Origin of the sequence: Bifidobacterium pluvialisilvae (assembly GCF_019331695.1) — a bacterium.
Classification (GTDB): domain Bacteria; phylum Actinomycetota; class Actinomycetes; order Actinomycetales; family Bifidobacteriaceae; genus Galliscardovia; species Galliscardovia pluvialisilvae.
Window position 1 is genome coordinate 229,501 of sequence record NZ_JAHBBI010000003.1, and the last position, 21,176, is coordinate 250,676.

The following is a 21,176-nucleotide window of genomic DNA, read 5'->3' on the forward strand; positions in this document are numbered from 1 at the left end:
CCGGCTAACTGCGCTGCGACTGCCTCATGCCCATGCGGATGCGCAACGCCACGGTGAGCACCACCAGCATGACGCCCAGTACCGCCATGTCGACGCACCATTGGTGTGCCGAATGCGTCCACAGGGGATCGTCCTCCGCGGTGAGCACCGCCCACTTCAGGTCGACGGTCGACGCGGCCGCCGCGAACCCCCATCGTGCGGGGAACAGATAGGACACCTGCTCCAGACCCGCCCGGTCGGTCACCGGGATCATGCCGCCCGAGAACACCAGCTGCGTCATGACGACGATCACCAGCAGGGGCATCGTCTGCTCGTTCGACCGGACCAGGGAGCTTCCCACGGCGCCGAGCATGGCGCACACCCAGGCCGTGGCCCATACCACCAGCACGAGTTCGACGACGCTGTGGTTCCTCCAGATCGCGCCATACTTCGGCATGTCCTTGCCGAACGCGACCACGGACACCAGCAGGACGGACTGCAGCAGCGTCTCCAGACACAGCACGATGAGCTTCGACGCCGTATAGGACGTGGGCGAGAGACCCACGGCGCGCTCGCGGTAGTAGATGGGCCGCTCCGAGACGATGTCGCGCACCGAAAGCGCCGCGCCCATGAAGCATGCGCCGAGAATCATCAGCACGAGCAGCTGGTTGGGCTCGGTGGGGGAGTCCTTCACGTCGGCGAGCCCGAGGCCGTGGTCGCCGGGCACGACCAGGGACAACGCGCCGAGGATCAGCGGAAGCAGCAGGAGGAACACCAGCAGCCCCGGGTCGGCCACGACGAGATGCAGCTGGCGGACCACCAGCGTGGCCGTCTGGCTGAATCTGCGTGGCTTCGGGGGTTTCTCGCCCGGATGACGGTCCACGCCCGCACCGGGAACGGCCGGCGCCGCGCCGAACGTGCGCGTGGGATGCTCGGCGACGTCGTTGAAGATGTCCGCCCACTGCCGGCCCTTGAACGTCTCGTCCATCTGCTCGACCGAACCGTAGAACGCGGGACGTCCGCCGGGGGCGAGCATGAGCACGTTGTCGCATACGTCGCGGATATATGACAGGGAGTGGGTGACGACCACGACCACACGCCCCGCATCGGCGAGCTTGCGCAGCATGGTCATCACACGCAGGTCGAGGGCCGGATCCAATCCGGATGTGGGCTCGTCGAGCACCAGCAGCTCCGGTTCGGTCAGCAGCTCGATCGCCGTCGACACGCGTTTGCGCTGGCCTCCGGAAAGCCGGTCGATGCGGGTGTCGCGATGCCGGGTGAGCTCGAGTTCGTCGAGCACCTTGTCGATCACCTTCGCCCGTTCCTCGGGCGACGATCCGGGCAGACGCAGTTTGGCCGCGTACTCCAGGGCGGCGTCCACCTTCAGTTTGTCGTGCACCACGTCGTCCTGCGGCACGAAGCCGATGCGCGTGCGCAGCAGGGCGATGTCGCGCTGCACGTCATGGCCGTCGAAGACGACATGGCCCTCGGTGGGGGATTCCAGACCAGCGAGAATCTTCACGAACGTGGACTTGCCGGCGCCGGACGGGCCGATCACCGCGGTGAGGGAGCCGACGTCGAAATTCGCGTTGATGCCTTCGAGCAGCCGCTTCGCGCCGGCGCCCCTGCCGACCGTCAGTCCGATGCCCTCGCAGGAGACGCATTTCGTGCTCATGAACGATTTGCGCGACTGCAGCACGGAACCCTGCACGACAAGGTCGGTGTTGCCCAGCGTGACGACATCGCCCTCCTGCAGCCAGACCCTGCCCACGCGTCTGCCGTTGACATAGGTGCCGTTGGCGCTGCGCAGGTCCGTCAGCTCGATGCCGTCCTTCGTGGACTCCACCCTGCAGTGGCGTCGCGACACCAGCATGTCGTTGAGTACGATCGCGCAGGCGGGATCGCGTCCGATGACGCCGCCGCTGCTGCTGCGAGGGTCGAACACGCCCTTGACGATGTGCGGCATGGCGACGGATGCGCGGCCGGCGGAGGCCCCGCCGCGCCGCCGCAGCATGGTCGCGCCCATGCTCCCGTTTCCATCGTCCGCGGTCCCGGGCGCGGCGGGCGTCCTCCGCCCAGTGTCGGCCCTGTCGGGGATCGCCGGCAGGCGAGGGGGAAGGGAGGGGGTTTTGGACGGTCTTCCGGGCATATCGGGGGCGTTCGTACGCCCGGCGTCGTTCCTCGTGCGCGGCGGGCGCGGCAGGGGGATGTCCGGCTTGTCGGGGGACTGGTTCATGATTCGCGGTTCCTTCATGCTGTCTTCGACTCTTCTACATCAATCATTATCGGACGCCATGTGACGTCCGCGTGTCATCGTCCATCCTCTCTCACGGCGTATTCCGCGCCCTCGGGCGGCCGTACGGTAGGCTGGAACCATGTCCTTATTTGATATGTTTGGAATTCCCGACCCCTTCGACCCCCGTGGCGGCCGCGGCCGGAACGGCAGGAACGCCGATGACGACGGGCCCGTCATCCTCGACGTCACCGCCGACGGCGACGACGAACGCCGTGGTTCGTCGTCCGGCCATGGCTCCGGCCGGGGCGTCCCGCCCAACTTCCCCCGCATCCCGCATGCCGCGAAGCCCTCGCCGGGGGCGGGCCGCGGCAACAAGATCTTCATCGGCGTGGTGCTTGCGCTGGTCATCATCGTGGGACTGGTGTTCGCCCTCTCCCGGTTCATCACCGAGGTGATGTGGTACACGCAGCTCGGCTTCTCCAGCGTGATCTGGACGACCTACGCCGTACGCATCGGCCTGTGGCTGGCGTACGCGCTCGTGGTGGCGCTCGTCGCCTACCTCGCCGCCGTGCTGGCCATCCGCGTGCGCCCCGACTTCGCCGACGGCACCAAGATCCGCTTCCGTGACGGCGTCATGGAGATGGACCCCGGAGTCAGCTCCAAGCTGGCCCGTCGCGTCGCGTTCGGCGTCGCACTGGTCGTCGGCCTCGTGTTCGGATTCCAGTTCAACGCCAACTGGTCCGAGATCCTTCTGCTGTTCCACAACCAGTCCTTCGGCACGAAGGACGCGCAGTTCGGCCTGGACAACGGCTTCTACGTGTTCGTGCTCCCGGGCCTTCGGCTGGTGCTGTCCGCGGCGTTCACCATGCTGCTCATGGGATTGGTGTTCTCCGTCGTCGCCCACCTGCTCATGGGAGGCATTCGGCTTACCATGCCGACCGGGGGCCGGTCGATCTTCGACATCACCAAACGCGCCCGCCGCCAGGTGGCCGTCTGGCTCATCCTGTTCTTCCTCATCTGGGCGGTGCGCATCGGCGTGGGCGTCTTCGCCACACTGACCCAGGAGGGCGATCGCATCACCGGCGCCGCATACTCATCCGTCCACGCCACGATTCCCGTCACCTTCGCCATGGCCGTGGTGGTGGCCCTGCTCGGCATCGTGCTCGGCGTATGGATGATGACCACCAGGACCCTGAGCAACGACACCCCCGCGGTCTCCGCCAAGGCCGCGCTCAGGGCCTGGCGCACGCCCATCGTCGCCGTGGCGGTCGCCGTGGTGGCCTCCCTGGTGCTCACCATGATCTACCCGGCCCTGCTCCAGCGGTTCAAGGTGAATCCGAACGCGCAGGAACTCGAATCCACGTACATCCAGCGCAACATCGATGCCACGACCGCGGCCTATGGGCTCGACAAGGTCAAGACGCAGAGCTACGACGCCACGACCGCCGGCAAGTCCGGCGCCCTCGAATCCGACGCCGAGACCACCGCGCAGATCCGACTGCTCGACCCGCAGGTCGTCGCCCCGACGTTCCGCCAGCTGCAGCAGTCCAAGCAGTACTACACCTTCGCCGACACACTGGCCGTCGACAAGTACGAGATCGACGGCGCAAGCCAGGACACGGTCATCGGCGTGCGCGACATCAACCTCGCAGGAAACGACAACCGCAACTGGGTCAACGACCACACCGTGTACACCCACGGCTACGGCGTCGTGGCCGCATACGGCAACAAAGTGACCTCCGATGGGCAGCCGCAGTTCTTCGAACAGGGCATCCCCACGCAGGGCAAGCTCACCGAATCGCAGCACTACGAACCGCGCATCTACTTCTCCCCGAACTCGCCCGACTACTCGATCGTCGGGTCGCCCAAGGGGACCGGCGCATGGGAGTTCGACTATCCGACCGGCTCGAAGGGCGCCACCACCACCTTCCAAGGCGACGGCGGCCCCGGCGTGGGCAACCTGTTCGCCCGCATCCTCTACGCCATCCGCTTCGGCTCCGACCAGATCCTCTTCTCCGACCGCGTGACCTCGGACTCGCAGATCCTCTACGACCGCGACCCGCAGACGCGCGTGGCGAAGGTGGCCCCCTATCTCACGCTCGACGGCCGCGTCTATCCGGCGGTCGTCGACGGCCGCGTCAAATGGATCGTCGACGGATACACCACGTCCGACGCCTACCCGTATTCGCAGAAGACCGATCTCGGGTCGGCCACCACCGACTCGCTGACCGTCAGCTCCGACACCGTCAAGGGCCTCGGCAGCCAGCAGGCGAACTACATCCGCAACTCGGTGAAGGCCACCGTCGACGCCTACGACGGTTCGGTCGACCTGTACGCCTGGGATCCCACCGATCCGGTGCTCAAGGCGTGGCAGAGCATCTTCCCGAACCAGTACAAGCCCATCTCCGATATCTCCGGCGACCTCATGAGCCACATGCGCTATCCGGAGAGCCTGTTCAAGGTGCAGCGCTCGCTGCTGAGCAAGTACCACGTCACCAGCGCCAGCCAGTTCTTCTCCGGCGAGGACTTCTGGCAGACGCCGACCGACCCGACCGAGTCCCAGCAGGAGCAGAAGGAGGACATCAAGCAGCCGCCCTACTACCTGACCATGCAGACGCCGGGCACCAAGGAGCCGACCTTCTCCCTGACCTCCACCTATATCCCGGCCGGAGGCCAGACCCGTGAGATTCTCACCGGGTTCCTTTCGGTCGACTCCGATGCCGGCAGCAAGAAAGGCACCATCGGGCCGAACTACGGCACGTTGAGACTGCTCGAATTGCCGAAGGACACCAACGTGCCCGGACCGGGACAGGCCCAGAACAACTTCAACTCCAGTGCCGACGTGTCGAAGGAGCTCAACCTGCTCGAATCCGGCAGCACCAACGTGGAGCGCGGCAATCTTCTGACCCTGCCGATCGGCGGCGGCCTCGTCTACGTGCAGCCGGTATACATCAAGTCCAGCGGCGCCACCAGCTACCCGCTGCTGAAGAAGGTCCTCGTGGCGTTCGGCGACCAGGTCGGGTTCGCCGACACCCTGGACGAGGCGCTCGACCAGGTGTTCGGCGGCGACTCCGGGGCCTCCGCAGGCGATGCCGAGAAGACGGGGCAGAGCCAACAGCGGTCCGGGGACACCGGCAAGACCACAACCGGCAAATCGAAGTCGCAACAGACCGGCGGCAACGCCACGATGACGCCCGAGATGAAGCAGGCGCTCGCCGACGCGTCCCAGGCCATGAAGGACTCCGACGCCGCCATGAAGAACGGCGACTGGACCGCCTACGGCAAGGCGCAGAAGCAGCTGCAGGACGCCCTGAACAAGGCCATGGCCCTCAGCGGCGACCAGCAGTGACGGCAATCCGCCGTCCCTCCGGAGCATAGGGGAGGGGGATTCTCATGCGTGAGGATTCCCCTCCCTTCGCGTATCGGCGAAAACTGGGGCGGCGGACGCGCGGCGTCACGCGGCGGTATACACTATTGCCGTGCAGTTATTGAACGAAACCTATTCCACGACGTATTCCAACGGGCGCACCATCGTGATCAGGGACGCCGAGGACGACGATCTGGACGACATCACCCGCATCTACAACATGGCCGTGGTCGTCGGAGGCAGCACGGCGGACCTCACGCCGCGCAACCTCGACCAGAGGCGTGAATGGGTGTATTCGCACAACCCACGGGACCAATATCCCGTGGTCGTCATCGAGGTCGACGGCAAGGTGGCGGGATTCGCATCGCTGTCGCGCTACCACGCGCGTGCCGGATACTCCGACATCACGGAATTCAGCTACTACGTCGACAAGGCATTCGCCCGTCAGGGGCTGGGCAGCATGCTGGTCGAATGGCTGATCGCGGCGGCCACCCGCATCGGCTTCCGCATCGCCGTGTGCGTGGTGTTCGCCGACAACGCGGGCTCCACCGCGCTCATGCACCGTTTCGGATTCGAACGCTATGGCTACCTGCCGAAGGCATGCTGCAATGGAGACCAGCTGCTCGACGTGGCCTACTGGTACAAGGAACTGGGGAACTGAACTGATGGCATCTGATTTCTGGCTTATCGCGGGACTGGGCAATCCCGGGTCGAAGTATGAGGGGACCCGCCACAACATGGGATTCATGTGCGCCGATGTGCTCGCCGAACGCTGGTCCGTGAGCCTGTCCGACCACAAGGGGCTGGCGAAGCTCGGCAAGGGCGTCATGGCGCTGGACGGCCGGCGGGTCAAGTTCTTCCTGGCCAAGCCGCTGACCTACATGAACGAGTCCGGCAATGCCGTCTCGTCCATCAGCGCATATTATGACATCCCCGCCGAGCATATCGTCGTCATTCACGACGACATGGATCTCGACTTCGGCCGTATCAAAGTGAAGGCCGGGGGCTCCGCCGGCGGCCACAACGGCATCAAATCCATCGACCGGTCCCTGGGAACCAACAAATACGCGCGTGTGCGGCTCGGCGTGGGGCACGCCAGGCGCGGCCCCAACGCCCACGACAACACCATTAACTGGGTGCTTGGCGGCTTCTCCCCCCAGCAGCGCAAGCAGTTGGACGAGTTCCTCGCCGACGGGGCCGACGCGGCCGAGACCGTCATCATCGACGGTCTGAGCAAGGCCCAGGAGCGGTTCAATGGCCGATGAGCGGGAAGCGCATGCGACGCTACGGGTAGACGGGATGCTGCACGATCTGCTGCGACGGCTTGACGGCGACGCCGATTTCCGGCGTCTCGTGGACGTCGGTGCCTCCCACGACGGCGGACGCTCCCGCCTGACCATCGGTGCGCCGGAAGGCATCCGTCCCGCGCTGGTCGCGGCGCTGGCCGAAGAAGCGCCGGGCTCCACCGTGGTGATGGTGGTGCCCTCCGGACGCGACGCCGAGGAATGCGTGCAGTCCATACGGTCATGGTATGGCGGTGACCCCGGGGACGTCGCCATACTGCAGGCATGGGAGACGCTGCCCCATGAGCGGCTCTCCCCGCGGTCCGACACCGTGGCGGGACGCATGGCCGTCTTCCGTCGCCTCGCCCATCCCGAACCCGGATCGGCGATGTCCGGCCCCATCCGCATCCTTGTGATGCCGATCCGTTCGATGATCCAACCCGTGGTCCGGGGCCTTGGGGACGTGGAGCCGCTCGTCTTCGCCGCGGGAAGGGAGATATCCCTCGAAGACGCGGTCCGACGGCTCGTGCGGAATGCGTACACACGCGCCGAACTGGTCATGGACCGCGGTGAATTCGCCGTACGAGGCGGCATCCTCGACGTCTTCCCCCCGACGGCGGCGCATCCGGTGCGCATCGAGTTCTTCGGCGACGAGATCGACTCCATCCGGGAGTTCCATGCCTCCGACCAACGCACCTACGGTGACGACGTCGGCACCGTCTGGGCGACCCCATGCCGTGAGCTACAGCTGACCGATTCGGTGCGCGAACGCGCCGGAAGGCTGGCCGGGCAGATACCCAACGCGCACGACATGCTCGAATCCATCGCGCACGCCATTCCCGTCGAAGGCATGGAATCGCTCATGCCCGCGCTCGTCGACGACCTCGTCCCGGTTGCCTCCTTGCTGCCGGAACGATCCCTGGTGTTGTTGGACGACCCCGAACGGCTGCGTCGGGCCAGCGAGGACCTCAACAAGACGGCGGACGAGTTCCTCGCCGCCAGCTGGCATGTGGCGGCCTCGGGCCACGGCGACGGCGCACCCATCAGCTTCGACGAGGCGAGCTTCCTCGACTATGGGGAGACCGTGGAATCGCTGGAATCCTCCTGCGACGCCGTGTGGGGGCTCACCGGCTTCGGTGTGGACGACACGATTGACGGGCACATTCAGCTCGACGCCGTGGCCCCCGAGGAGTTCCGCGGCATCGAGAGCAAGACGTCCGAAGGCATCCATGGACTGCTGTCGGCGGGATTGGACGTCACGGTCACCGCGGCGGCCAACGGCACACTGTCGAGGCTGCGCAGGATGCTGTCGCAGATCGGCGTCTCCGACATCCGATACGTGACGTCATGCGCCGTGGACGGCTTCATCGACAGGTCCGCAGGCATCGCCCTGCTCACCGAACGCGACCTGACCGGCAAATCCAGCGTCGCGGCCCATGCGAAGACGCCGAAACGCCGGCGCAAGGCCATCGACCTCATGGAGCTCAAGGCCGGCGACTACATCGTCCACGACCAGCATGGCATCGGACGGTTCGTCGAGATGCGGCAACGCACCATCGGATCCGGGCCGACGAAATCCCAACGCGAATACCTGGTCGTCGAATACGCGCCATCGAAACGCGGCGCCCCTCCGGACAAGCTGTTCATCCCCACCGACCAGCTCGACAAGATCAGCAAATACATCGGCGCGGACGTCCCCAAGCTCAACAAGCTCGGCGGTTCCGACTGGGCCGCCACCAAGGCCAAGGCCCGCAAGCATGTCAAACAGATCGCGCAGGACCTGGTCAAACTGTACTCCGCCCGCCAGCAGGCCAAAGGATTCGCGTTCAGCCCCGACACCCCGTGGCAGCGCGAGCTGGAGGACGCCTTCCCCTACCAGGAGACGGCCGACCAGCTCACCACCATCGACGAGGTCAAGGCCGACATGGAAAAGCCCGTGCCGATGGACCGCCTCATCTGCGGCGACGTCGGCTTCGGCAAGACCGAGATCGCGCTGCGCGCCGCATTCAAGGCGGTCCAGGACTCGAAGCAGGTGGCGGTGCTCGTGCCCACCACCCTGCTCGTGCAGCAGCACTACGAGACCTTCACCGAACGATTCTCGGGATTCCCCGTCAACGTCGCCGCCATGAGCCGTTTCCAGACGGCCAAGCAGATCAAGGAGACCACCGAAGGGCTCGCCGCGGGCACCGTCGACGTGGTGATCGGCACCCACAAGCTGCTCAATCCGAAGATTCGCTTCAAGGACCTGGGACTCGTCATCATCGACGAGGAGCAGCGTTTCGGCGTCGAACACAAAGAGACGCTCAAGGCGCTGCGCACGAACGTCGACGTGCTGAGCCTCTCCGCCACGCCGATCCCGCGAACCCTCGAGATGGCCGTCACCGGCATCCGCGAGATGTCCACGCTGGCCACCCCGCCCGAGGACCGTCTCCCCGTGCTCACCTACGTGGGCGCCTACGAGGACGCCCAGGTCACGGCCGCCATCCGGCGCGAGCTGCTGCGCGGCGGCCAGGTGTTCTATGTGCACAACCGCGTGGGGGACATCGAACGTGTCTCCGCGAAGATCAAGGAACTCGTCCCCGAGGCGCGCATAGGCGTCGCGCACGGCAAGATGGGGGAGAAGCAGCTCGACGCCATCATCCGCGACTTCTGGCACCGCGACATCGACGTCCTGCTCTGCACCACCATCATCGAGACCGGTCTGGATATCTCCAACGCCAATACGCTCATCGTGGACCATGCCGACAAATTCGGCCTCTCACAGCTGCACCAGCTGCGAGGCAGGGTCGGCAGGGGGCGGGAACGCGCCTACGCGTACTTCCTTTACGACCCGTCCAAGACGATGACCCAGACCGCGCACGACCGCCTCGCCACCATCGCGCAGAACACCGCGCTCGGCTCCGGGTACGACGTGGCCATGAAGGACCTCGAACTGCGCGGCACCGGCAACCTGCTCGGCGGCGAGCAATCCGGCCATATCGAAGGCGTCGGATTCGACCTGTACGTGCGCATGGTCTCCGAGGCCGTCGCCGAATACAAGGAGCCGCAGCGCACCGAACCGGTGTCCGTCACCATCGACCTGCCCGTCGACGCCTCCATCCCCGAGGCGTACATCGACTCCGACAAGCTGCGCCTCGAAGCCTACCGCAAGATGGCCGCGGCCCGCGACGAGCACGACCTGCAGGAGCTGCGCGACGAGCTCACCGACCGCTACGGCAATCCCCCCAAGGAACTCGACACCCTGTTCGACGTGGCCCGGCTGCGCGCACGCGCACGAGCGCTCGGGCTCAGCGAGATCGTCGCACAGGGACGCAACGTACGCGTCGGCAAGATCGACCCTCCCGAATCAGTGGCAATGCGCCTCGAACGCATCTACAAGGGCATCCAATACCGTCCCGTCACCCACACCTATCTCATCCCCGCCCCATTCCGCGGGACGATGGGCTCAGGGGCCATGGACTCGACCCAGGTCCTCGCCTGGGCCAACCAGCTCCTCGACGACCTGGCATGGAAGCACACACCAAAACGACGGTCATGACGCAACGAACCACCATCACCGAGCTGCGGCCGTATCGTACGCTCGCCGACGTCGCCGAGGCCTTCGACGCCGTCGGCGAACCGTTGGTCCTCCTCGACTCGCAGACGGGGGAACGGTATTCCATACTCGGCGTCAACCCGTTCCGCGGGGTGGAGCAATACGGCGAGACCGTCCGGGAGTCGCGCCATGAATCCGGCGAATGGACGTATGCGACCCATCATGACGCCGATGCGCTGGACGCCATCCGGTCATGGGCCGCGCAATCGTCCGTCGGCGTTTCGTCGGAAGAGGCGCTTCCGGCGGACGCCGGGAACCGCCGTCTCCCATTCACGTCCGGCGTCATGGGCTTTGCCTCCTACGATGACGGCATGCGACGGCACGGCCTTGCGCCGCGCCATGCCCGGCCGGGGGGACCGGCCATGCCCGACGCCGCATGGTGGGATTTCGACGACATCTTCGTCGAGGACCATCGCGATCGCCGGACGCTGCTGATATCCCATCACCGCCGTGACGGACTGCGCCCCGAGGAGGCCATCGGCCGCATCCGCCCCGATGGCGCCCCCCTGCCAGGGTCCCCGGCCGTCGACGCCGCCGCGTCCTGGGCCTGCGAGCATGACAGGGCATCATACGTGCGGGGTGTCGAATCCTTGCGTGGCCACATGCGCGAGGGCGATGCCTACGTGGCCAACTATTCGCTGCGTATGACCGTCTCCAGCCCGTTCGCGCCCTATGGGCTGTTCCGTCGTCTCGCCCTGTACAATCCGGCGCCGTACGCCGGCTACGTCAACGGCGGTGGTTGGCAGATCGTCAGCTCCTCGCCCGAACGGTTCCTGCGGTGCGAACGCCGGCACGTCACGACCGAGCCCATCAAGGGCACCCGTCCCCGCTCCGCCGATCCGACCGTGGACCGGCGCAACCGTGCCGAACTCGAACAATCGGAAAAGGACCACAGCGAACTGCTCATGGTCACCGATCTTGAGCGCAACGACCTGAGCAGGGTGGCGCGCCCCGGCACCGTGGCGACGCCGGCGTTCGCCGCAGTCCACAGCTTCGCCCACGTCCACCACCTCATCTCCACCGTGGAGGCCGATCTCGCCGGGGGGAGGACGGTCGAGGACGCCATCGCGGCCATGTCCCCGGGAGGTTCCATCACCGGCGCCCCGAAGCGCCGCGTCATGCAGCTCATCGACCGGTACGAACGATCCGCCAGAGGCGCGTACACCGGCTCCCTCGGATACATCGGGTTCAACGGCGACAGCGACCTCAACATCCTCATACGGTCGGCCACCCACACGGGCCAAGCCCGGGGGTGCGGCCCATACGAGTACCATATCGGCGCCGGAGGCGGCATCACCGTCGAATCCGACCCCGACTTCGAATACGACGAGGCGATGCAGAAGGCGGAGGCCCTGCTCGACGCCCTCGGATGCGACACGAAAGGACGATGGCATGACTGACGGGAACCGGAACGGTCCGCTCCGCGCCAGGCCTTTCCCCGGAGGGCGGCCGGGGGAGGGGTACCAATTCGGTCTCGGCGTCTTCGAGACCATCGCGATCCGGAACGGACAGGCCATCATGCTCGAACGCCACATCGAGCGGCTCGGCCGCGGATGCCGTGCGATCGGCGTGCCCGACCCCGATGGCGCGTCCATCCGGGACCGCATCGGGGAGCATCTGCGCCACATGCGGGAGGAAGCCCCGGCGTTGTGGGCGTCGTGCGCGCTGAAGGTCATCGCATCCGACGGCATCCTGACCCTGACCCACCGGCCCAATCCCTATGACGCGTGGGGCGACGGACGGACCCTCGGGCTCGGATGGTGCCAGGCGTGGCGCAACGAACGCTCCGTGCTGACCTTCCACAAGACCCTCAACCAAGGCGACAACATCCTCGAGACGCGTCGCGCCAAGGCGGCGGGCCTCGACGGGGCGGTGTTCGCGAACGCAAGGGGCGAGCTGTGCGAGACCACCAACGCCAACCTGTTCCTCGTGCGCGACGGAGTCATCCACACGCCGGCCGTGGAATGCGGCCTGCTGCCCGGTACGGTGCGTGGCTGGGTGTGCGAACGGCGGACGGTGGCCGAGGAGCGCATCGCGGTCATGGAAGCCGTCGGGGATACGTCCCGGGGCGACGCCCCGTTCGACATCGGCCGATGGGACGAGGCCTTCGCCACCAACGCCCTGATGGGCATCCGACCGGTGACGGCCATAGGAGGCACGGGGATTCCCCTCGGGCCGATCACGCGCCATCTCATGCGCGAGTATGCGCAATTCGTATGTGAGCGTGAACATGAATGAGCCGGCCGCATGGGGTGAAACGTCGCCCCTCCGGCGACACTTACGGGGAAAAACTGGGCATCGTCCATAAAAGGCATTATTCTTAGGTCTGTCAGCACAACATAATTTGTCTTAAGGAGAAGTTGTGGCAGCAATTGAAAGCGTGTACGCACGCCAAATCCTTGATTCCCGTGGCAACCCGACCGTTGAGGTCGTCCTCGACACCGAGGACGGCGCCCAGGGTCTGGGCCTCGTTCCCTCCGGCGCCTCCACCGGCGAGGCCGAAGCCTGGGAGCGTCGCGACGGCGACAAGTCCGTCTACGGCGGCAAGGGCGTCCTCAACGCGGTCAAGGCCGTGAACGAGGTCATCGCCCCGAAGGTCATCGGCATGGACGCTTCCGATCAGCGCGCCCTCGACGATGTCATGATCGAGCTCGACGGCACCCCGAACAAGGGCAAGCTCGGCGCCAACGCCATCCTCGGCGTCTCCCTGGCCGCCCTGTACGCCTCCGCCGAGTCCGCCGAGCTGCCGCTGTACCGTTACATCGGCGGCACCAACGGCCACATCCTGCCGGTTCCGAACATGAACATCATGAACGGCGGCGCCCACGCCGACTTCGCCACCGACATCCAGGAGTACATGATCTCCCCGTACGGCTTCGACACCTACTCCGAGGCCCTGCAGGCCGGCGTCGAGGTCTACCACACCCTCAAGAACGTCCTCAAGAAGGAAGGCCTGAACACCGGCCTTGGCGACGAGGGCGGCTTCGCTCCCAAGATGAAGTCCAACAAGGACTCCCTCAACTACATCATGGACGCCATCTCCGCCGCCGGCTACGAGCCCGGCAAGCAGATCGGCATCTCCCTCGACGTCGCCTCCTCCGAGTTCTACAACAAGGAGACCGGCAAGTACCACTTCGAAGGCGATGACCGCGACGCCCAGTACATGCTCGACTTCTACGAGCAGCTCATCGAGGAGTACCCGATCGTCTCCATCGAGGATCCGTACCAGGAAGAGGGCTGGGAAGACTGGGCGAAGATCACCGCCGAGCTCGGCGACCGCCTGCAGTTCGTCGGCGACGACCTTCTCGTCACCAACCCGAAGCGTCTGGCCAAGGGCATCGAGCTGGGTGCCGCGAACTCCCTGCTCGTGAAGCTCAACCAGATCGGTTCCGTCACCGAGACCCTCGACGCCATCGAGCTGGCCACCAAGAACGGCTTCACCTCCATGGTCTCCCACCGTTCCGGCGAGACCCCGGACACCACCATCGCCGACCTCGCCGTGGCCAAGAACACCGGCCAGATCAAGACCGGCGCCCCGGCCCGTGGCGAGCGCGTTGCCAAGTACAACCGCCTGCTCGAGATCGAGGAGGAGCTCGGCTCCACCGCGCAGTACGCCGGCTACAGCGCCTTCAAGGCCTGCAAGAAGTACCTCGCCAAGTGAGCCTCTCCGGCATGCGCCGGATGATGCCCGTTTGAACAAGCGGTAACGATACCCGTCGTATTCGGCACCAAGTCGAATGCGGCGGGTATTTTCGTGTCTATGGGCAAAAGGGACGCGAACGGCAAAGGCAGCAGAGGAATCAGGGGAGCGAAGACCGCACAGGGATCCTCTGCGGGAAAGTCCCCGCACAGGACGGGCGGGGCCACGGTTCCGGCCCCGTCACGGAGGGCATCGGTCGCCCCCATCACGTTTTTCGTGGCGCTGATCATCGTGGTGCTCGGCTCCATACAGCTGATTTCCACATTCCATACGTATGCGTTGAATCTCGCGGAACTCAACGCATTGCGTAATCAGGAATCCCAGCTCATCGCGAAAAAGGCGAAGCTTGACAACGACATCGAACGCTGGGATGACGATGCCTATGTCACCGCCCAGGCGAGGGAGCGCCTCGGATTCGTCTTCCCCGGGGAACGGTCGGTGCGCATCCTGCATCCCGAGGCGGTCACCGGCAAGACCGGTGATACCGAAAACCAGGGTCAGCAGTCGACCGGCGAACAGACGCTGCCATGGTACAAGGACATGTTCTCCTCCTTCGGCAAGGCCGACAAGCGTCCTGCCGCGGCATCCGGCGACGCCTCCTCCGGCAGCGGGGGAAAGACGTCCTCCGGCGACACCACGACCAACACGAACACAAAGGAAGGCCAATGACCAACGACGACATCCGACTGATCCACGACGTTCTGGACGAGCGGCTTTCGCATCCCCTCGACCGGCGTGACGTCGACGCCGTACGTCGCGAACTCGGCCGGTTCCCCCGGGGCATGGTGGCGGTGGGCGCACGCTGCGTGTGCGGCAGCCCGCTGGCCGTGATCACCCGGCCGCTGGTGGACGGCAGGACGCCGTTCCCCACCACCTGCTACCTCACCAGTCCTGAAGCGGTCAAGGCCGTGTCCAGGCTCGAGGCCGCCGGGCGCATGGCGGAATACACGCGGCAGGTGCAGGAGGATTCGGACATCTACGCCGCCTACGAACGAGCGCATGATCTGTATCTCGCGTTCCGTCATGAGCTCGCCGAACGACTGGGCGATTCCGAGGAGCATATCGAAGGCATCAGCGCGGGCGGCATGCCGGTGCGGGTCAAATGCCTGCATGCGCTGGTGGGACAGTCGCTCGTCATGGGACGTGGCGTCAACCCCATCGGGGACATGGTGCTTGACGAGGTCGCCGGGGAATTCGATCCGGGCGTCTGCAGGTGCTCGGTACGCGTCGCGGACCCCGGGGAATCCACGGAACCGGACACGGAAAGGAAGGACGTATGACATCGGTCACGGTCGCGGGAATCGACTGCGGCACCAATTCGATTCGCCTCATGGTAGCCGAGGTGGGGGAATCCGGCATGACGGTGACGGTGCCGCGCATCATGCGTGTGGTGCGTCTCGGCCAGGATGTCGACAAGACGCACCGTTTCGACGATGCCGCATTGGAACGCACCTATCGCGCCGTCGACGAATTCGCCGACGTGCTGCGCGATCATCCGGTTGACGCCCTGCGTTTCGTCGCCACGTCCGCCACACGGGACGCCGAGAACCGTGAGGAGTTCGAAAACGAGATCGAATCACGTCTGGGCGTACGTCCCGACGTGATTCCCGGTACGGAGGAGGCGTCGTTGAGTTTCCTCGGCGCCACGTCGGTGCTTGAATCACAGGCCGATGCCGGATCCCTGCCGCCCGCCCCGTACATGGTCGTCGATCTGGGAGGCGGCTCGACGGAAATGGTCATGGGAGGCGACGGCGAGACGGCACCCATCGATAAGGTGTCGGCCGCGTTCTCCATGAACATCGGATCGGTGCGCATGAGCGAACGTCATCTGGTGTCCGACCCGCCGACCGATGGGCAGATTCATCAGGCGTCGGAGGACATCGACCGGTACATCGACGAGGCGTTCGCGAAAGTGCCCGCCGGTCTGACCGGCACCCTGATCGGCGTCTCCGGCACGGTGACCACTATGAGCGGCATCGCCATGGGACTGAAGGAATACGACAGGGATGCCGTCGACGGCGCCGTCATCGGCATCGACGACGCGCGTGCCACCTGCGACCGCATACTGCGTATGACACGGGCCGAACGTGCCGGATATCCGGTCATTCATCCGGGACGTATCGACGTAATCGGCGGTGGAGCGCTCGTATGGGACCGGGTGCTCGACCGGGTCCGCAGTGCGGTCGCCGAACGATCCGGCCGCCGACTGGAATCCTATGTGACCAGCGAGCACGGTCTGCTCGACGGCATCGTGCTGGATCTCGGACGGCGTACGCTGGGACGTCGCTGACGCCTGTCGGCCGTCATCCGTGGCATAATAGCCAAGTCGGCTTTTCGCCGGCAGGCCTCCATGGCGGAATTGGTATACGCAGCCGACTTAAAATCGGCCGCTTCGGCTTGTGGGTTCGAGTCCCACTGGAGGCACGCTTTCCCGTTGCATCGGGGAGAATGAAACGCACGCTTCCGTAGGGAGAACCTGTGATGAGGTCGATACAGGGCGTTGGCGTATCCTCCGGCATCGCCATCGGCCCGATTCATGTGCTCGATGACGCCGACCACGCCATGGAACGCCGTGTGGTGGATGACTCGGAGGCCGAGGTGGAGCGTTTCCGCACGGCCCGTGATGTGGCGGTCGACCAGCTCAAGCGGTTGCGGGACAGGACCGCGGCCGAGTTCGGCGAAGACAAGGCGACGCTGTTCGACACCCACCAACTCATGCTTCGGGATCCGGACTATGTGGAGAGCGTCGAAGGCCTGATCGCACAGGACGGGGTGAACGCCGAGTTCGCGGTCAACAGCGCGGCCGAGCGGTTCGCCGCCATGTTCGCCGCCATGGACAACCCGTACATGCAGGCGCGTGCCGCCGACGTGAGGGACGTCTCCCGCCGCGTGATGAATGTGCTCGAAGGCGAATCCGGCGGCACGGCGCAGGATGGCGACGGCAGAGGTCATATCATCCTCGCCGAGGATCTGTCGCCCAGCGAGACCGTGCAGCTCGACCGTTCCAGGGTGCTGGGCTTTGTGACCGCCAGCGGTTCCGCGAACTCGCACACCGCGATCCTGGCCCGTACGATGGGACTGCCCGCCGTCCTCGGCATCGGCGACGTCTTCGACCCCGCATACGACGGCCATACCGCCGTGATCGACGGCACCAGCGGCATGGTGCTCGTCGACCCGGATGCGGCCACGCTGGCCGACTACCAAAGCCGGAAAGCCCGATTCGAGGAGCGCCTGCGCCTGTTGCAGGAGCTCAGGGGCAAGCCCACCGAGACCAAGGACGGCCGGAAGGTCCGCCTGTACGCCAACATCGGCCGTCCCTCCGATGTGACCGCCGTACTGGCCAACGACGCCGAGGGCATCGGCCTGTTCCGCAGCGAGTTCCTGTACCTGGAAAGCGCGGACTGGCCGACCGAGGAGTTCCAGTTCGAGGCGTACAGGGAGGTCATGCAGAGGATGGGCGACCGGCCGGTGGTCATCCGCACGCTCGACATCGGCGCGGACAAGCAGGTCGGCTACCTCGACCTGGAGCATGAGGACAATCCCGCCCTCGGCTACCGTGCCATCCGCATCTGCCTGACCCGTCCGGAGGTTTTCAAGGTCCAATTGCGTGCCCTGCTGCGCGCATCCGCGTACGGCGACATCGCCATCATGCTGCCCATGATCACCTCGGTCCGGGAGGTGCGCGACGCCAAGCGGATCCTCGACGAAGCCAGGAACGAGCTGCGCGACGAGCATGTCGGTTTCAACGAACACATCCGGGTCGGCGTCATGATCGAGACGCCCGCCTCGGTCATCATGGCCGACGAACTGGCCGCCGAGGCCGATTTCTTCTCCATCGGCACCAACGACCTGACCCAGTACACGCTGGCCTGCGACCGGCGGAACCCGAACCTCGGACGCTTCGCCGACCCGCACTCGCCCGCCGTATTGCGCATGATTCGCATGGCCGTCGAGGCCGCGCATCGTCATGGCATCTGGTGCGGCATCTGCGGCGAACTCGGCGCGGACCCGAGCCTGACCGACACGTTCCTGCGTCTCGGGCTCGACGAACTGTCCGTCCCGCCCGCAAGCGTCCTGCCCCTGCGCGACGCCATCCGCAACCACTGAACCGAAAGCCGCCGAACCGTGCATGACGCGTCCGTCACCGATTGCATGGTGGGCATCGGTAACACGGTTTTTCGAAAACCGTGGCATGATGATGCGCATGACTCAAGACAACCGTGTGAATCGTGAGAGCAAGTCCGCCGCGGCCGTTCCGGACGTACGGGAGGATTCCGGCCCTGTCCCGTTGATGCTGGCGCAGGCCATCATCATGGCGGCGGTCATGTGCCTGTGCGAGATCGTCTGCGCACCGATGATCATCAGCATGGCGGGCGGGGCGTTCGCCCTGGTCCCGTGGGCCACCCTCGCATGCCTGCTGGCGGTCGTGTTCGTCCTCATCCTCGGCTTCGCCTTCCTCTGGCTCGCCGACAACCTCTCCCACAACTTCCCCGCGAAGATGGCGCCGGTCACCTATGGCGTCGTCGGCGCCGCATCGTTCGGTGTCTGGGGAGGACTGATCTACCCCACGTTCATGAACTCCATCCTCAAGCCCGCGGGCCTGGCCGAGCTTACGTCCGGCGACGTGTGGGCCATCGGCTTCAACTGCGCGGTCATCGGCCTCGTCGCGTTCCTGCTTGCCGTGGTCTACGGCCCGCGGCTCGCGAAGCGCCGGTCGGCATCCGTGGCCATCGGCGTGGTCGTGCTGGTCCTGGCGGCGTTCGGAGCGTTCTTCCTGTGGCGGTTCATGGCGCGTCTGTACTAGAAAAAGGTTGTGCCGGGGGCTCGCGCGGCCGCAGTCCGGACGGGGCTTGAAACTCGGTCGGAAACCGTATAGATTTAACAGCTATGTGCGTTTGCCGGATGATGGAAATCATCCGGCATAATCAATCATGACGTGAGGAGTCAACAGATGAGCGAATCGACCATGCCTTCGGTCAATGCCGAATTCGGAGCTGCGCCGCAGATCGAGTTCCCGACCCCCGAGGCCCCGAAGGGCCTGAAGAGCGTTGAGATCATCGAGGGCGACGGCCCCGTCGTCCGCAAGGGCGATACGGTCACCGTGAACTACCATGGCGTGGTCTGGGGCAAGCAGGCGCCGTTCGATTCGAGTTTCGAACGCCATAGCCCGGCCAGCTTCGGCATCGGCGTCGGACAGGTCATCAAGGGATGGGACCAGACCGTTCCCGGCCACAACGTCGGCTCCCGTCTGGTAGTCTCCATTCCGCCGGAGTACGGCTACGGTTCCCGTGGCGTCCCGCAGGCCGGCATCGGCGGTACGGATACGCTGGTGTTCGTCATCGACATCATTTCCACCCGCTGAGCCGGGAATTCAACGATTCGGGAGTGGGCACACCCTTCATTCCCGCTATAGGAGGTCATAATGGCTGAAGAGAAGCCGCTGTTGCTGACCCAAGAGGCCTACAACCAGCTGAAGAGCGAACTCGAGCGTCGGCAGGGGCCGATTCGCGAGGAGATCATCGCCAAGGTCGCTGCCGCGCGAGCGGAGGGCGATCTGAGCGAGAACGGCGGATACCAGGCCGCCCGTGAGGCCCAGCGCAAGAATCAGGGCCGTATCGATGAGCTGACCGTGAAGCTCCGCCGTGCCAAGATCCTGCAGGCTCCTCCCGCCGGCGAGGTCGGCAACGGGTCGCTGGTCACGCTCGACGTGATGGGCAACGAGATGCAGTATGTGCTCGGCCCGCGTGACCTGTCCGTCGCCACGCATTACGAGATCATCAGCCCGGAGTCCCCTATCGGTGCCGCCATCCTCGGTACCAAGCAGGGGGATACGGTGAGCTACAAGGCCCCCAATGGCCGTGACATCCAGGTGACCGTCAAGGAATCCAAGCCGCTGCCGTCCGAGGCGTGATATTCGCGTCGTGGCAGAAGAAGGCCGGTGCAGGGAACGATTCCATGCACCGGCCTTCTGCGTTTCGCCGGACCGTGGACGACATCCGTGATTGTCAGACCGTGGATGACATCAGACCGACGATGACGAAGTAGATGGCCACCATGTGGCAGGCGTACCCCGCCACGGTCCCGCAGTGGAAGATTTCATGGAACCCGAACACCTTCGGCCATGGGTCGGGTCTGCGCAGGCCATAGACGACGGCTCCGGCGATATAGCAGATGCCGCCGGCCACGATCAGCCACACCACCACCGGACCGGCTACCGGCGACTTCCAGAACAGGCCCAGATATGCGGCGCCCGATACGCCGAAGACGATGTAGACGATGGTGTACAGCCATCGTGGCGCGGTGATCCAGAATACGTGGATGAGCAGTGCGATTACGGTGCAGACCCATATGCTGGAGAGGATGATGTCGCGCCAGAACGGTTCGAGCGCGAACGACACCGGCGTATAGGTGCCGGCGATGAGCAGGAAGATGTTCACATGGTCGATGCGGCGCAGCACGTCGGTCACCTTGGGCGACCAGTCGCCCAGATGATAGCAGGCGGAGTTGCCGAACAGGATCAGCGAGCACGTCATGAACGCCGCGCATGCCCATTTGAGCTGGGCTGTGGGGGAGAGACAGATCAGCACGATGCCGGCGGCCAGCGCCAGCGGCGTGGCCACGGCGTGGATCCAGCCCCGCATCAGCGGCTTGGGGCGCCCGTGCACGTCGAGACGCACGCGTCGTATGCCCAGCGCCTTGTTCTCGATGCGACGGGCCCTGAGCTCGCCGCGTGCGATTATGCGGTCGGCCTTCGCCCTGGCGTGGGCCCTCACCTCGTCCGCCTTGGCCTGACGGTCCTTCAGATACGCCTGACGGACGGCCTTCCTGGTCTTCTCGAGCCGGTCCTCCTGCTGGTCGGCGGGAAGCCGGGCGGGGTCGATTGCGGGGGAATCCGTCATGCGATCACCTCTGTATCGTGGAATACGGCGTGTGGGTCGGAGGGCACGGTCATGTCCGTCCTGCCTACGTTACCGTAACTTACGCTTCCGTAGCCAAAGTGTCAATGGGCCACGGTC

16 protein-coding genes and 1 tRNA gene are annotated in these 21,176 nt (G+C 65.4%); 15 read left to right on the top strand and 2 right to left on the bottom strand.

The annotated features are described in order from the left end of the window. Positions 1 to 4 precede the first annotated feature (4 nt). Positions 5 to 2,233 carry an ATP-binding cassette domain-containing protein gene (locus KIH77_RS03855; protein ID WP_219099779.1) on the bottom strand — a complete coding sequence of 743 codons (2,229 nt, stop codon included), beginning with the start codon at positions 2,231 to 2,233 and terminating at the stop codon, positions 5 to 7. Between the two features lie 121 nt (positions 2,234 to 2,354). Here KIH77_RS03855 and KIH77_RS03860 point away from each other — a divergent pair, with 121 nt between their 5' ends. The 15 genes from KIH77_RS03860 to KIH77_RS03930 all read left to right on the top strand — a co-directional run bounded on the left by KIH77_RS03860 (position 2,355) and on the right by KIH77_RS03930 (position 20,071). Beyond that, a complete protein-coding gene (locus tag KIH77_RS03860; RefSeq protein ID WP_219099780.1) occupies positions 2,355 to 5,564 on the top strand; it encodes a UPF0182 family membrane protein in 3,210 nt (1,069 codons plus the stop codon). Between the two features lie 130 nt (positions 5,565 to 5,694). Then, a complete protein-coding gene (locus KIH77_RS03865; RefSeq protein ID WP_308283203.1) occupies positions 5,695 to 6,243 on the top strand; it encodes a GNAT family N-acetyltransferase in 549 nt (182 codons plus the stop codon). A 4-nt stretch (positions 6,244 to 6,247) separates the two neighbouring features. Next, complete coding sequence (gene pth, locus KIH77_RS03870) at positions 6,248 to 6,847, top strand: aminoacyl-tRNA hydrolase (RefSeq protein WP_219099781.1); 600 nt, start codon at positions 6,248 to 6,250, stop codon at positions 6,845 to 6,847. Then, positions 6,837 to 10,403 carry a transcription-repair coupling factor gene (gene mfd / locus KIH77_RS03875; RefSeq protein WP_219099782.1) on the top strand — a complete coding sequence of 1,189 codons (3,567 nt, stop codon included), beginning with the start codon at positions 6,837 to 6,839 and terminating at the stop codon, positions 10,401 to 10,403. The genes pth and mfd overlap by 11 nt, the downstream gene beginning before the upstream one ends. Continuing rightward, positions 10,400 to 11,860 (top strand): anthranilate synthase component I family protein, encoded by a 1,461-nt coding sequence (locus KIH77_RS03880; protein ID WP_219099783.1) that lies wholly within the window; start codon positions 10,400 to 10,402, stop codon positions 11,858 to 11,860. The genes mfd and KIH77_RS03880 overlap by 4 nt, the downstream gene beginning before the upstream one ends. Next, positions 11,853 to 12,698: an aminotransferase class IV gene (locus KIH77_RS03885; protein ID WP_219099784.1), complete on the top strand. Its 846-nt coding sequence runs from the start codon at positions 11,853 to 11,855 to the stop codon at positions 12,696 to 12,698. Before KIH77_RS03880 ends, KIH77_RS03885 begins: the two co-directional genes overlap by 8 nt. Before the next feature lie 124 nt (positions 12,699 to 12,822). Then, the gene (eno, locus tag KIH77_RS03890; protein ID WP_219099785.1) at positions 12,823 to 14,121 is read left to right on the top strand and encodes a phosphopyruvate hydratase; all 1,299 of its coding nucleotides are present in this window, start codon (positions 12,823 to 12,825) and stop codon (positions 14,119 to 14,121) included. Positions 14,122 to 14,376: 255 nt separating this feature from the next. Further along, positions 14,377 to 14,829: an FtsB family cell division protein gene (locus KIH77_RS03895; protein ID WP_308283205.1), complete on the top strand. Its 453-nt coding sequence runs from the start codon at positions 14,377 to 14,379 to the stop codon at positions 14,827 to 14,829. Further along, positions 14,826 to 15,440 carry a DUF501 domain-containing protein gene (locus KIH77_RS03900; RefSeq protein WP_219099787.1) on the top strand — a complete coding sequence of 205 codons (615 nt, stop codon included), beginning with the start codon at positions 14,826 to 14,828 and terminating at the stop codon, positions 15,438 to 15,440. Before KIH77_RS03895 ends, KIH77_RS03900 begins: the two co-directional genes overlap by 4 nt. Beyond that, a complete protein-coding gene (locus KIH77_RS03905) occupies positions 15,437 to 16,450 on the top strand; it encodes a Ppx/GppA phosphatase family protein (protein WP_219099788.1) in 1,014 nt (337 codons plus the stop codon). The genes KIH77_RS03900 and KIH77_RS03905 overlap by 4 nt, the downstream gene beginning before the upstream one ends. A 54-nt stretch (positions 16,451 to 16,504) precedes the next feature. Then, positions 16,505 to 16,584, top strand: a tRNA-Leu gene (locus KIH77_RS03910). A 57-nt stretch (positions 16,585 to 16,641) separates the two neighbouring features. Beyond that, the gene (ptsP, locus tag KIH77_RS03915) at positions 16,642 to 18,267 is read left to right on the top strand and encodes a phosphoenolpyruvate--protein phosphotransferase (protein WP_219099789.1); all 1,626 of its coding nucleotides are present in this window, start codon (positions 16,642 to 16,644) and stop codon (positions 18,265 to 18,267) included. A gap of 97 nt (positions 18,268 to 18,364) precedes the next feature. Continuing rightward, positions 18,365 to 18,964, top strand: coding sequence for a 4-hydroxybenzoate polyprenyltransferase (locus KIH77_RS03920; protein WP_219099790.1), 600 nt, complete (start codon positions 18,365 to 18,367; stop codon positions 18,962 to 18,964). 147 nt (positions 18,965 to 19,111) lie between these two features. Beyond that, a complete protein-coding gene (locus KIH77_RS03925; protein WP_219099791.1) occupies positions 19,112 to 19,522 on the top strand; it encodes an FKBP-type peptidyl-prolyl cis-trans isomerase in 411 nt (136 codons plus the stop codon). Between the two features lie 60 nt (positions 19,523 to 19,582). Further along, positions 19,583 to 20,071: a GreA/GreB family elongation factor gene (locus KIH77_RS03930; protein WP_219099792.1), complete on the top strand. Its 489-nt coding sequence runs from the start codon at positions 19,583 to 19,585 to the stop codon at positions 20,069 to 20,071. A gap of 94 nt (positions 20,072 to 20,165) precedes the next feature. Here KIH77_RS03930 and trhA read toward each other — a convergent pair whose 3' ends face one another. Beyond that, positions 20,166 to 21,059: a PAQR family membrane homeostasis protein TrhA gene (gene trhA, locus KIH77_RS03935; RefSeq protein WP_219099793.1), complete on the bottom strand. Its 894-nt coding sequence runs from the start codon at positions 21,057 to 21,059 to the stop codon at positions 20,166 to 20,168. Positions 21,060 to 21,176: the final 117 nt, after the last annotated feature.

What these genes read in the sequence shown, in the direction of transcription:
- KIH77_RS03855 (WP_219099779.1), bottom strand. Translation starts at nt 2,233, where the DNA reads ATGAAGGAACCGCGAATCATGAACCAGTCCCCCGACAAGCCGGACATC.
- trhA (WP_219099793.1), bottom strand. Translation starts at nt 21,059, where the DNA reads ATGACGGATTCCCCCGCAATCGACCCCGCCCGGCTTCCCGCCGACCAG.
- KIH77_RS03885 (WP_219099784.1), top strand. Translation starts at nt 11,853, where the DNA reads ATGACTGACGGGAACCGGAACGGTCCGCTCCGCGCCAGGCCTTTCCCC.
- KIH77_RS03925 (WP_219099791.1), top strand. Translation starts at nt 19,112, where the DNA reads ATGAGCGAATCGACCATGCCTTCGGTCAATGCCGAATTCGGAGCTGCG.
- KIH77_RS03920 (WP_219099790.1), top strand. Translation starts at nt 18,365, where the DNA reads ATGACTCAAGACAACCGTGTGAATCGTGAGAGCAAGTCCGCCGCGGCC.
- KIH77_RS03930 (WP_219099792.1), top strand. Translation starts at nt 19,583, where the DNA reads ATGGCTGAAGAGAAGCCGCTGTTGCTGACCCAAGAGGCCTACAACCAG.
- KIH77_RS03900 (WP_219099787.1), top strand. Translation starts at nt 14,826, where the DNA reads ATGACCAACGACGACATCCGACTGATCCACGACGTTCTGGACGAGCGG.
- ptsP (WP_219099789.1), top strand. Translation starts at nt 16,642, where the DNA reads ATGAGGTCGATACAGGGCGTTGGCGTATCCTCCGGCATCGCCATCGGC.
- mfd (WP_219099782.1), top strand. Translation starts at nt 6,837, where the DNA reads ATGGCCGATGAGCGGGAAGCGCATGCGACGCTACGGGTAGACGGGATG.
- KIH77_RS03905 (WP_219099788.1), top strand. Translation starts at nt 15,437, where the DNA reads ATGACATCGGTCACGGTCGCGGGAATCGACTGCGGCACCAATTCGATT.
- KIH77_RS03880 (WP_219099783.1), top strand. Translation starts at nt 10,400, where the DNA reads ATGACGCAACGAACCACCATCACCGAGCTGCGGCCGTATCGTACGCTC.
- KIH77_RS03860 (WP_219099780.1), top strand. Translation starts at nt 2,355, where the DNA reads ATGTCCTTATTTGATATGTTTGGAATTCCCGACCCCTTCGACCCCCGT.
- pth (WP_219099781.1), top strand. Translation starts at nt 6,248, where the DNA reads ATGGCATCTGATTTCTGGCTTATCGCGGGACTGGGCAATCCCGGGTCG.